Source organism: Arthrobacter arnarulunnguaqae, assembly GCF_051262515.1.
GTDB lineage: Bacteria > Actinomycetota > Actinomycetes > Actinomycetales > Micrococcaceae > Arthrobacter_N.
This window is the reverse complement of sequence record NZ_JBIMER010000018.1, coordinates 1-11,902: the sequence shown is the minus strand read 5'-3', so window position 1 is coordinate 11,902 and position 11,902 is coordinate 1. Positions and strand designations below refer to the sequence as shown.

Genomic DNA, 11,902 nt, shown 5'->3' with positions numbered 1-11,902 from the left:
TAAAACTCGCTGTCGCCGGACTACTAGTCGGCGGCCACGATGTTCACGACGCGGCGTCCGCGGCGGGTGCCGAACTCGACAGCGCCTGCTGCGAGGGCGAACAGGGTGTCGTCGCCTCCACGGCCAACGTTGGCTCCGGGGTGGAAGTGGGTGCCGCGCTGGCGGACGATGATCTCGCCGGCGGAGACAACCTGTCCACCGAAGCGCTTGACGCCCAGGTACTGGGCGTTGGAATCGCGGCCGTTGCGAGTGGAACTCGCGCCCTTCTTATGTGCCATTGAATGTGCCTACCTTCAAATCGGGGGGAAACTGCTCTCCGGCGCCTTAGGCGATGGAGGTGACCTTGACCTTCGTCAGCGCGGAACGGAATCCCTGTCGCTTCTTGTAGCCGGTCTTGTTCTTGAACTTCTGGATGACAATCTTCGGGCCGCGGAGGTTCTCCAGAACCTCGGCGGTGACCGTGACCTTGGCCAGCTCGTTGGCTGCGGACGTCACCTTGTCGCCGTCGACCAGAAGCAGGGCCGGGAGCTCAATGGTGCCGCCGGCTGCCACGGGGACGCGGTCAAGGGTAACGAAGTCTCCAACAGAGACTTTTTCCTGGCGGCCGCCAGCGCGGACAATCGCGTACACCACTTTGGTACTCACTTCTCTCGACGTTTATTACTCTAACTGCGCATAAGGCACCCGCAACTAGGTTTCGGGTTTGCGCCGTGCTGTCACGCCGAGCGGAAATTCCGATTAGCTGGCGTTCGCACCGAAGATCAAGGTTACGCTAATCCGGCCCGCCGGGGCAAATACACGCTGCCCCGGCGAGTCGTCAAGAGCGTACGCCTAAAGTTCCGACGCCGGAACGCCGACGCCGAGCACCAAGGGGCCCGTTCCTTCTCCGTCGGACGGCGCCGCGACGTTCTCGTCCGACAGCCGTGCCACATGGGCGCTTCCGACCGCGGCGGACGTGCGTGAGCCGTCCGTGGAGGTGTTCTCGATCGGCGTGTCGCCCGCGCCCTGCGCACTGCGCGCCGAGCGATTGCGCCGGGGTCGACGAGGCCGCTCTTGGGGCTGAGCGAGCTCCGTGGCCACCGACGGCCGACGGGCTTCGGCCGGCTCCGATACCGCGGGCGGCTCCGTCTCCACAGGCGCGACGGACTGGCCCGCGACTCCCGACACCGCCGGACGCGGGTTGGTTTCCGGCGTCGTTTCCGGCGCCGCGCCACGGTTCCCCGAGGAGCGCCGGTTGCGCCGTGGGCGCTCGGATGCGGCCGACTCTTCCCGAGGCGCGGGCGTCGACGACTCCGGTGGCGCCGACCCTGCTGCGTGGCCCTCCGAACTGTCGGCGGATGCCCCGAACGCCGCGGACAGCGACTCGAGCGTCAACGACGGTGCCTGCTCCGGCGAGGAGGCGCGGCGCCGACGGCGCGAGCGCGGGAGACGAACTTCCTCGCCGGCGATCCTCAGGACCTGGTCCTCGTCCTGTTCGCCCTGCCCGGCGTCCACCGGCTCCGCGGTCCCCGCAGCGGACGGCAACGGTTCCACCGCGGCTTCCTGCTCAGTGCCGTGGTTTGCCTCGTGTTCGTGGGCGGCCTGCGCGGCGGCGGCGATGGAGGCGAAGGCCGCACGTGCGGCGGTTGCCTTCGCCGCGCGCTCGGGGTCCTCGGGCGCCGGCGTCGGAGCATGCTGGACCTCCGCACCCGTGTCCTGGTCCTTGTCCTGGCCGCGGCGCCGGCGGCGCTCCTGCCGGGGCGCGCGGTCGTTGCGCGGGCCCGCGGGAGCCTCGCCCTGGGACGGGAAGGAACGGCGGTGCTCCACCGGCTCCTCGTGCGTGACAACCCCGCGGCCGTTGCAGGCCTCGCAGTTCTCGCTGAAGACCTCCAGCAGCCCGGTGCCCATGCGCTTGCGCGTCATCTGCACCAGACCGAGCGAGGTGACTTCGGCGACCTGGTGCTTGGTTCGGTCGCGGCCGAGGCACTCGACCATGCGGCGGAGCACCAGGTCCCGGTTGGCCTCGAGGACCATGTCGATGAAGTCGATGACGATGATGCCGCCGATGTCCCGCAGCCGCAGCTGCCGGACGATCTCCTCGGCCGCCTCCAGGTTGTTCTTGGTGACGGTTTCCTCGAGGTTCCCGCCACTACCCGTGAACTTGCCGGTGTTGACGTCGACCACGGTCATGGCTTCGGTGCGGTCGATCACCAGCGAACCGCCCGAGGGCAGGAACACCTTGCGTTCGAGGGCCTTGTGGATCTGCTCGTCGAGGCGGTTCGCCGTGAAGATGTCCTCGTCGGACGTCCACTGCTCCAGGCGCGACAGGAGATCCGGGGCCACGTAGGTCACGTAGGCCTCGATGGTGTCCCACGCCTCTTCGCCGGAGACGATCAGCTTGGAGAAGTCCTCGTTGAAGACGTCGCGGACCACCTTGATGGTCAGGTCCGGCTCGCCGTAGAGCAGCTCGGGAGGCGCGGTCTTCGTCGACGTGGACTTGGCTTCGATGGACTCCCACTGGGCGCGCAGGCGGTTGATGTCGTTCATCAGCTCTTGCTCGCTGGCGCCTTCGGCGGCCGTGCGGACGATCACTCCGGCGTTTTCCGGCAGGTGGTCCTTCAGGATCTTCTTGAGGCGGTTGCGCTCGACGTCCGGCAGCTTGCGGGAGATGCCGGTCATGGATCCGCCCGGGACGTAGACCAGGTACCGGCCGGGAAGCGAGATCTGACTGGTCAGCCGCGCGCCCTTGTGGCCCACCGGGTCCTTGGTGACCTGGACCAGCACGGAGTCGCCGGACTTCAGCGCGTGTTCGATGCGGCGCGGCTGGCCGTCGAGGCCGGCCACATCCCAGTTGACCTCGCCCGCGTAGAGCACGGCGTTGCGGCCACGCCCGATGTCGACGAACGCCGCCTCCATGGACGGAAGCACGTTCTGCACCTTGCCGACATACACGTTGCCGATCAGGGAGTCCTGCTGCGTCTTGGACACGAAGTGCTCGGCAAGGATGCCGTCCTCCAGGACGCCGATCTGGATGCGGTCCTCGCGCTGGCGGACAATCATCTGGCGGTCGACGGATTCGCGGCGGGCGAGGAACTCCGCCTCCGTGATGACATGTCGCCGGCGGCCTGTCTCGCGCGACTCGCGGCGGCGCTGGCGTTTGGCCTCGAGCCGGGTCGAGCCCTTGACGCTGGTCACCTTGTTGGACGGGGCGGGCTCGGGGGCCGCCGCACGCGGGCCGCGGACACGCGTCACCGTGTTTGGCGGATCGTCGTCCTGTCCGCCCGTCAGCTCAAGATCGGCGTCGCCACGGCGGCGGCGGCGACGGCGGCGCGAAACGACGCCGTCGCCCTCGGTGCCGTTCTCGTCCTGCTCCTGGTCCTGGGCCTCCGGGGCGGGCGTTTCGATGCCCTCTTCCCGGGCGCGTCCCCGACCGCGGCGGCTACGGCGTCCGCCGGAGCGTTCTTCCGAATCGTCCTCGGTGGGCGCCGCATCGGCACCTGCGGGCTCGGCGGACCTCGGACGCGTGGGTGCCACGACTGCGGTGAGGTCCGGCGCGTGGAAGAGCAGGGACATCGGCGATTCGGGGACCGCGAACGGATCCGCGGCACCACTCGACGGCTCGGTGGCCTCGACGGCGTCCGTGGACGAGGAACCCGCATTTTCCACCGCGCGGCCCGAAGCGGCGGCGTCGGCTGCGGGGACGCCCGCATCGGCGGAGGCCGGCATCTCGGCAGGCTCGTCGGTCGACTTCTTCGTGCGCCGGACCGGGGCCTTGCGCGTCCTGGTGGCCTTGGCCGGTGCTGGTTCGGCCGGGACGGCCTCCTCCGCGGAGGCCTCCGCGGAGCCGACCGCAACAACTGATTCGGCCTCCCCTGCCGGAGCCTCAACGGCGGCTGCCGGGATTGCTTCCTCGGTTTTCTTGGCCCGGCTCGCACGGCGGCGGACGGGCTTGACCGGCGACTCGGTGGACTCCTCAGGCGGGGCACCGGCGGCGGGGACATCCGTGGCGGCGGTAGGCGCCGCGGGTCCCTCCGCCTCGACCGGCTTCTTGGCGGCCGTACGGCGACGGGGCGCCCGCTTGGCGACCACGGGCTCGCCCGGTGCCCCCTCCTCCGTAGACGAAGGAACCGCACCGGGAGCGGTTGCCTCGGCGGCGGGCATCTGGATTCCCGACGCCCCGGCGTCGTCGTCGGCCTTCTTGGGTGCCGTTCGCTTGCGCGGTGCGCGCTTCTTCGGGGCGTCCTCGGCGACGGCGGTAGCCGGCGTTTCGTTCAGTTCTTCGTTGGTCGTTTCCATGAAAGGCCATACTCCTACCCGGGGAGTTCCTCCACAGCAGGGCCCGCCGGGTGCTCAGTTCGGGAACGGAGCCTTGCGGCCATCCCGTTCCCGGAAGTCAGTGTGCTATCCGCCGAGGTGCACCGTCATTGAGGGGTGCGGACGTCCCGGTGGACCAGCGGCGCTTTTCCCGGCAAGCCGCTTTACGTTGCGGCGACCGTCGGCGGTCTTCAAGCGATGCCGTGTTCCGGCACCGTGAAATGATCCATCGCCCGCGGGCTGGGAAGCCTGTCGCTGGGCCGGACGGGGACTGTGGATCCTCGACCGACCGCTTTCATCTTCTCACACCGGGCGAAGCGCGCCGCGGAAGCGGCCTAGAATCATCGTGAGCAACCACCGTCCGGCCCGACCGCCGGCCCCACCGAGGAGTCCATGTGCCACAGCCGGAGAACACGGAGACGAGCCGGGGATTCGGCACGTTGCTCCTCCTCGCCGGCACCGTGGCGTGGATCGCCTCGGCCGTTCTGGTTCTGGAACGCCTGGCGCTCTATCGGAACCCCGGGCACGTCACCAGTTGCGACATCAACCCGTGGGTGTCCTGCGGCCGGGTGATGGAGTCGTGGCAGGCGTCGCTGTTCGGATTCCCCAACCCCTTGATCGGCATCGCGGGGTTCGCGGTGGTCGTGACCACCGGCGCGGCCCTGCTGGCGGGCGCGCGCCTGGCCGCGTGGTGGTGGATCGCGTTCCAGGCCGGCATCACGCTCGCGTTCGTGTTCTGCGTGTGGCTCTGGTCCCAAGCGCTGTACGACATCAACATCCTGTGCCTCTACTGCATGGTGGTCTGGGCCATGGTGGTGCCGCTGTTCGTCTACACCACGGCCCGCAACATCGACGCCGGCGTGCTGCCCGCGGGGACCGGATTGCGCCGCGCGGCCCGGGAGTGGTCCTGGGTCGTGGTCGCATTGCTTCTCGTGCTGTGCGCGGCGTCCGTTTTCTTCCGTTTCATGAACGTCTTCGTCGGCTAGGTTCGCCCGCGCATAAAGAGAGGGAACGACGCCGGTGCGCACCGGCGTCGTTCCCTCTCTGTTGTCGTTAGGCGAACCAGATGCCGATCTCGCGGGCCGCGGATTCGGCGGAGTCCGAACCGTGGACCAGGTTCTGCTGCACCTTCAGGCCCCAGTCGCGGCCGAGATCGCCGCGGATGGTGCCGGGGGCCGCGGTGGTCGGGTCGGTGGTGCCGGCCAGGGAGCGGAAGCCCTCGATGACACGGTCGCCCTCGAAGACGGCGGCGACAAGCGGTCCGGAGAGCATGAACTCGACCAGCGGCTCGTAGAACGGCTTGCCGACGTGCTCCTCGTAGTGGGCCTCGAGCAGCTCGCGGGTGGCCGAAACCTGCTTGAGCCCCACGAGGCCGTAGCCCTTGGCCTCGATGCGGGCCAGGATGGTGCCGGTGAGCTGGCGCTTGACGCCGTCGGGCTTGATGAGAACCAGGGTCCGTTCAGTGGACAAGGGTGTGCTCCTTCGGTGGTGTGTGGTCGGGAAGGTGTGCGGATTCAAGTCTAGTCTGCGACGGGGCGACCGCCCGCTGGCGGCGCGGAGCCGTCCGCCGGACCGGTGTTCCGTGCCTCCCAGCGCTCCTGCTCGCGGTCGCGTCGGGCATTCTCGAGGTCCATCGATCGTCCCTTGGCGACCGCGTACCACCAGGTGCACGCGAAAAGGATGCCCACGACGAACATCAGCGGCTCGACGAATCCCGCCATGATGAGGACGATCTGGATCGCCCAGCCGATCCAGTAGCCCAACGGCCGCCGCAGCAGCGCGCACGTGAGGATGCAGACGACCGCCAGTCCGACGCCGGCCGAGAGGGTCAGCGCCGGGGCGAAACGGTCCCGGTACAGGCCGAACACGCCGAGCGTCGCGAACAGCACCACGAAGGCCTCGAGCGTCAGGACGGTCGAGGCGAACATCACCCGGATCGAGCGCCGTTTCCTCTTCTGCCCGGGCCGCCATTCGCGCTGTGCCCTGGTCATGCGTGCCATGCCGCTAGCTCCCCAACAGTGTTCGGGCCTCGGCCACCACGGTGATGGAGCCGGTGACCAGGATTCCGCCGCCGAAGTCCTCGGTGGCCTCGGCGCGGCCGACTGCCCACTCCAGGGCGTCGTCGAGCCGCTCCGTGACGTACAGGTCGCCCTCCGGGAATCCGGCCTCGATGGCCATCTCCCCCAGTTCCCCCGCGGGGATCGCCCGCGGCGACGTCGACTGGGTCAGGCAGATGTCCTCGACCAGCTCGCCGTACTGGGCGCGCAGTTCGGCGAGCATCGCCGGCGCGTCCTTGTCGCGCAGGATGCCCACCACGAGGACCAGCTTGCTGAAGCCAAAGGCCTCCTTGACCGCCTCCGCGCTCACGCGCAGCCCCTCCGGGTTGTGGCCGGCGTCGACGATCGCGGTCGGTGCGGTGCGCACGACCTCGAGCCGGCCGGGCGAGGCGGCGTTCGCGAAGCCCTCGCGGACCAGCTCGATGTCCAACGGCTTCTCGCCTCCACCGAGGAACGCCTCCAAAGCGGCGACCGCGACGGCGGCGTTTTGCGCCTGATGGGCGCCGTGCAGCGGCAGTTGCAGGTCGGCATAGCGCCCGGCCAGTCCGCGGATGGCGAGAAGCTGACCCCCCACGGCAAGCGTGCGCTCCTCGACGCCGAATTCGACGCCCTCGAATCGGAAGGGGACGTCCTTGCCACGCGCTGCTTCGAGGAGCACCTGCGCGGCGGCCGGCGGCTGCGCGGAGCTGACGAGGAATCCGCCGGGCTTGACGATGCCGGATTTCTCGGCGGCGATGTCCTCGACCCTGTCTCCCAGCAGCTCCGTGTGGTCCAGGGAGATGGGGGTCACGACGGCCACTTGGCCGTCGCCGACGTTGGTCGCGTCGGTGATGCCGCCGAGACCCACCTCGATCACGGCGACGTCCACCGGGGTGTCCGCGAAGACGGCGAAGGCGAGCACGGTCACCGCCTCGAAATACGTGAGCCGGTTTTCGCCGCGTGCCTCCAACTCCCCGTCCACGATCCGCAGGTAGGGGCGGATCTCGTCCCAGATGCGCACGAAGGTCTCGTCGTCGACCGGTTCGCCGTCGATGCTGATCCGCTCCGTGACCTTCGAGAGGTGCGGGCTGGTGTATCGGCCCGTCCGCAGGCCGTGGGCGAGCAGCAGCGATTCGAGGATCCGCGCGGTGGACGTCTTTCCGTTGGTCCCGGTGACGTGGATGATCGGAAACGCCTTGTTCGGCTCACCGAGGATCTCCATCACACGGAACATCGGTTCCATGCGGGGTTCGATCTTGTTCTCCGGTGCCCTTCCCAGGAGTTCCGCGTAGACGCTCTCCACGGAAAATTCGTCGATGTTGGTCACTTGTTGGTATCCAATCCGGTGAGTGCGGCCTCGGCGGCCGCGACGGTTTCCAAGTCGATGCGCACGGGGCCGGAGATTTCCTCGAGCACCAGTCCCACGGTCAGTGTTTCCGTCTTGATGAGATTCGCGTTGGCGTGCAGCGCCGCGACGGTTGCGGCGTCGGCGTGGATGACCGTGCGGATCCGGTCGCTGACCGCAAGGTCCGCGTCCTTGCGCGCCTGCTGGATGCTGCGCACCATGTCGCGCGCCAGCCCCTCGGCCGCGAGCTCGTCGGTGACCTGGGTGTCCAACACCACGAAGCCGCCGCCGGACAGAACGGCCGCCGCGATCGACGCGCCGTCGGTCGATTGTTCGACGACCGTCTCGAGGCTGTACTCGTGGGGCTCGAGGGCCAGCCCGCCGGAGACGACCGCGCCGTCGGCGTCAACCGACCAGTCGCCGGACTTCGATCCCTTGATGGCCTGCTGTACGCCCTTGCCGAGCCGCGGTCCGGCCGCGCGGGCGTTGACGACGAGCCTCTGGCTGATGCCGAATTCGCCGGCGTCGGCCTCTTTCGCGTCCAGGAAGGTGACCGAGCGCAGGTTCAGTTCGTCCGCGATGATGGACGCGAAGGTTCCCTCCAGGTCCCGGGCTCCCTCGGCGACCACGGTCATCCCGCCCAGCGGCAGGCGCACGCGGAGGCTCGCGCCCTTGCGCAGGGACGAGCCCACGGAGCAGACCCGGCGGGTGAGCTCCATGCGCTCAACCAGTTCCTCGTTGCGCGGGAACACGGAGGCGTCCGGCCAGTCCGCGAGGTGCACGGATCGGCCGGCCGTGAGACCGCGCCAGATTTCCTCGGTGGCCAGCGGCAACAGCGGGGCCGCGACGCGGCACAGCGTTTCCAGACAGGTGTACAGGACGTCGAACGCCTGCCCGTCCTCCTCGAAGAAGCGCTGGCGGGAACGGCGCACGTACCAGTTGGTCAACGTGTCCATGTAACGGCGGACGGCGTCGCACGCGTCGGAGATGTCGTACGCGTCCAACGCGGTGGTGGCCTCGCGAACGAGGTCCCCGGTGGCGGCGAGCATGTAGCGGTCCAGCGGATCGGTCGACTCGTAGCGGGCCTTCGCCTCGTATCCCGAGCCGTTGGACGCGGCGTTGGTGTAGAGGCTGAAGAAGTGCCAGACGTTCCACATCGGAAGCAGCACCTGCCGAACGCCCTCGCGGATGCCCTGCTCGGTGACCACCAGGTTGCCACCGCGCAGGATCGGCGAGGCCATCAGGAACCACCGCATGGCGTCGGAGCCGTCGCGGTCCAGGACCTCGTTGACGTCCGGGTAGTTCCGCAGCGACTTGGACATCTTCTGGCCGTCGGAACCCAGCACGATCCCATGGCTGATGACGTTCGTGAACGCGGGGCGGTCGAACAGCGCGGTGGACAGCACATGCATGGTGTAGAACCAGCCGCGCGTCTGCCCGATGTACTCGACGATGAAGTCCGCCGGGTTGTGCGACTCGAACCAGCCCTTGTTCTCCATGGGGTAGTGGACCTGCGCGTACGGCATCGATCCGGAGTCGAACCAGACGTCCAGGACGTCCTCGACGCGGCGCATCGTGGATTGGCCGGTGGGGTCGTCGGGGTTGGGCCGCACGAGGTCGTCGATGAACGGGCGGTGCAGGTCGACCTCACCGGCGTCGTTCAGCGGCAGGCGGCCGAAGTCCGCCTTGATCTCCGCGAGCGATCCATAGACGTCGCGACGCGGGAATTCGGGATTGTCGGACTCCCAGACGGGGATCGGAGATCCCCAGTAGCGGTTGCGGCTGATGGACCAGTCGCGTGCGTTGGAGAGCCACTTGCCGAACTGGCCGTCCTTGACGTTGCCCGGGATCCAGTTGATTCCCTGGTTGAGTTCGACCATGCGGTCCTTGATGGCGGTGACCTGCACGTACCAGGAGGAGACGGCGCGGTAGATCAACGGGTTGCGGCAGCGCCAGCAGTGCGGGTAGCTGTGTTCGTAGCTGGCTTGGCGGACCAGCCGGCCGTCGGCACGCAGCACGTTCGTGATGGTCTTGTTGGCGTCGAAGACCTGCACGCCCACGATCGAGTCCAGCGGCCCGCCCGCGAACATCGGGAGGAAGCGCGCGCCCTCGTCGACCGACAGGACCACGGGGATGCCGTTGGCCTCGCAGACGGCCTGGTCGTCCTCGCCGTAGGCGGGTGCCTGGTGGACGATTCCCGTGCCGTCGGTGGTCGTGACGTAGTCCGCCACGAGGATTTGGTAGGCATTCTCCATCCCGTACATTTCGTCTTCCGCGAACGTGTCCCAGAGGGGCTCGTACGCGATGCCGGCCAGGGTAGAGCCCGTGTGGGTGGACGTGACCGCGGCGGCGGCTGCCCCGGCGTCCGCATAGCCGAGGTCCTTCGCGTAGTTGCCGACGAGGTCCTTGGCGATCAGGAAGCGCGCTCCGGCGTCGAACTCCGTGGCCGAGGCCTTGACGCCGTCCGGACCGATGGGCACCACGGAGTATTCGACGTCGGGTCCGACGGCGAGTGCCGCGTTCGTGGGCAGCGTCCAGGGTGTCGTCGTCCACGCCAGCGCGAGGACTCCGGCCAGCTCACGCGAGACGTCGGACTCCCCCGCCCGAAGGGGGAACGTGACGGTGACCGTCTGGTCCTGCCGGCTCTTGTAGACGTCGTCGTCCATGCGCAGTTCGTGGTTGGACAGCGGCGTCTCGTCCTTCCAGCAATACGGAAGGACGCGGAAGCCCTGGTACGTGAGTCCCTTGGTGTGGAGTTCCTTGAAGGCCCAGATGACCGATTCCATGTACTCGACGTTGAGCGTCTTGTAGTCGTTCTCGAAGTCCACCCAGCGCGCCTGGCGGGTCACGTACTCCTGCCATTCGTCGGCGTACTTCATGACGGAGGAGCGGCAGGCGTCGTTGAACTTGTCGATGCCCATGGCCTCGATCTGCTGCTTGTCCGTCATGCCGAGCTGTTTCATGGCCTCCAGCTCCGCCGGCAGACCGTGGGTGTCCCAGCCGAAGCGCCGCTCCACCTTGTGGCCGCGTTGGGTCTGGTAGCGCGCCACCAGGTCCTTGACGTAGCCGGTGAGCAGGTGCCCGTAGTGCGGCAGGCCGTTGGCGAAGGGCGGGCCGTCGTAGAAGACGAACTCGTTGTCGCCGGCCTCGCGCTGGTCGATCGACGCCTGGAACGTCGCGTCCGCGGCCCAATACCCCAGGACGCGCTCCTCGATCTCGGGGAAGCGGGGCGAGGCGGCCGTGGTGGCCTGCGGATCGGTGGAAGCCTTGGGGTACTTGGTCATCTGCGGCAGTCCTGGCATCGGTCGGCGTCCCGGGGGACGCTGCGTGTACTCGATGCGGGGACGTGTCCCGGCTGTCGGTCGCCGGTCCGCGCGGTACCACCCCGCTTGCTCGCGCCCCGGGAAATCCCGGTGCGCGGCCGCTCCTTGACTGCTGTGACGGGCATACCCGTCCGGTTCTACTGGGACGCGGCGTCCGGTGGACGATGCGCCTTTTCTTCCGGAGGCTCGCCGGTGATGGCCGGGTCTAAGCCGATGGCGTCCAGTCTAACGGATCCGGCGGATGACGCGACCCGCCGGATCCGCTGCCCGGGGTTCGGCGTCAGGCCCGGCTGTCGGCGGTGGCGCCGCGCGAGACGGAGACCATCGCGCCGCGCTCGACGACCTTTACGCGTTCGCGGACCACCGGTCCTTTGGCCGTGGGCGCGGGGGCGGCGTCCGCGCCGAGCTGCTTTTCGTGCTCGTCGAGCGCGAGCCAACCGTCCCAGGTGGTGTATTCGATGCCCTTTGATTCCAAGAGCGCGACGACGGCGTCCGTGGCCGGATCCGTGGCGAGCGGCAGCTCTGCCAGATCGGACAGCAGGTGGGTAACGGTCTCGAGCGCATCGCCCTTGGTGTGGCCGATGAGGCCGACCGGGCCGCGCTTGATCCAACCCGTGGCGTAGATCCCGGGCACGTGCACACCGTCGGCGCCAAGGACGCGGCCCCCGGCGTTCGGGATCGTGCCGGTTCGGCCGTCGTATTCGACGTCCTCCACCGCCGACCCGAAGTATCCGATGGCGCGGTAGACGGCCTGGAACGGGTAGTCCAGGATCTCGCCGGTTCCGCGGACGTTGCCCGAGCCGTCGAGCTCCTGGCGCTCGAAGCGCATGCCGGAGACCTTGCCGTCCTCCCCCAGGACCTCGATGGGATTGTGCAGGAAGTGCAGGTGCAGGCGGCGGGACGCG

8 protein-coding genes and 1 pseudogene are annotated in these 11,902 nt (G+C 68.5%); 1 reads left to right on the top strand and 8 read right to left on the bottom strand.

Annotated elements, in window-relative coordinates:
- Window positions 1-23: 23 nt before the first annotated feature.
- The 3 genes from rpmA to ACHAAJ_RS13345 form a co-directional block, all read right to left on the bottom strand.
- On the bottom strand, window positions 24-278 hold the full coding sequence (gene rpmA / locus ACHAAJ_RS13355; protein WP_435728682.1) for a 50S ribosomal protein L27: 255 nt from the start codon (window positions 276-278) through the stop codon (window positions 24-26).
- A gap of 46 nt (window positions 279-324) precedes the next feature.
- Window positions 325-633 carry a 50S ribosomal protein L21 gene (gene rplU / locus ACHAAJ_RS13350; protein ID WP_373970569.1) on the bottom strand — a complete coding sequence of 103 codons (309 nt, stop codon included), beginning with the start codon at window positions 631-633 and terminating at the stop codon, window positions 325-327.
- A gap of 198 nt (window positions 634-831) precedes the next feature.
- Window positions 832-4,275, bottom strand: a complete 3,444-nt coding sequence (locus tag ACHAAJ_RS13345; protein ID WP_435728681.1) for an Rne/Rng family ribonuclease — start codon at window positions 4,273-4,275, stop codon at window positions 832-834.
- A 413-nt stretch (window positions 4,276-4,688) separates the two neighbouring features.
- On the opposite strand from ACHAAJ_RS13345, the gene ACHAAJ_RS13340 reads away from it, so the two are divergent.
- Window positions 4,689-5,279 carry a vitamin K epoxide reductase family protein gene (locus ACHAAJ_RS13340; protein ID WP_435728680.1) on the top strand — a complete coding sequence of 197 codons (591 nt, stop codon included), beginning with the start codon at window positions 4,689-4,691 and terminating at the stop codon, window positions 5,277-5,279.
- Window positions 5,280-5,346: 67 nt separating this feature from the next.
- Here the strand turns inward: ACHAAJ_RS13340 and ndk are convergent, their stop codons facing one another.
- The 5 genes and pseudogenes from ndk to ACHAAJ_RS13315 form a co-directional block, all read right to left on the bottom strand.
- A complete protein-coding gene (gene ndk, locus ACHAAJ_RS13335) occupies window positions 5,347-5,763 on the bottom strand; it encodes a nucleoside-diphosphate kinase (RefSeq protein ID WP_435728679.1) in 417 nt (138 codons plus the stop codon).
- 50 nt (window positions 5,764-5,813) lie between these two features.
- Entirely contained in the window at window positions 5,814-6,293 is a 480-nt protein-coding gene (locus ACHAAJ_RS13330; RefSeq protein ID WP_435728678.1) for a DUF4233 domain-containing protein, read from the bottom strand.
- Window positions 6,294-6,297: 4 nt separating this feature from the next.
- Window positions 6,298-7,656: a bifunctional folylpolyglutamate synthase/dihydrofolate synthase gene (locus ACHAAJ_RS13325; RefSeq protein ID WP_435728677.1), complete on the bottom strand. Its 1,359-nt coding sequence runs from the start codon at window positions 7,654-7,656 to the stop codon at window positions 6,298-6,300.
- The gene (ileS, locus tag ACHAAJ_RS13320) at window positions 7,653-10,958 is read right to left on the bottom strand and encodes an isoleucine--tRNA ligase (protein WP_435728676.1); all 3,306 of its coding nucleotides are present in this window, start codon (window positions 10,956-10,958) and stop codon (window positions 7,653-7,655) included. The genes ACHAAJ_RS13325 and ileS overlap by 4 nt, the downstream gene beginning before the upstream one ends.
- A 319-nt stretch (window positions 10,959-11,277) precedes the next feature.
- Window positions 11,278-11,902: pseudogene (locus ACHAAJ_RS13315) on the bottom strand (pyridine nucleotide-disulfide oxidoreductase); the annotation flags it as partial.

Coding starts and splice junctions, on each gene's coding strand:
- ACHAAJ_RS13330 (WP_435728678.1), bottom strand. CDS start 6,293: ATGGCACGCATGACCAGGGCACAGCGCGAATGGCGGCCCGGGCAGAAG.
- ACHAAJ_RS13345 (WP_435728681.1), bottom strand. CDS start 4,275: ATGGAAACGACCAACGAAGAACTGAACGAAACGCCGGCTACCGCCGTC.
- ileS (WP_435728676.1), bottom strand. CDS start 10,958: ATGACCAAGTACCCCAAGGCTTCCACCGATCCGCAGGCCACCACGGCC.
- rpmA (WP_435728682.1), bottom strand. CDS start 278: ATGGCACATAAGAAGGGCGCGAGTTCCACTCGCAACGGCCGCGATTCC.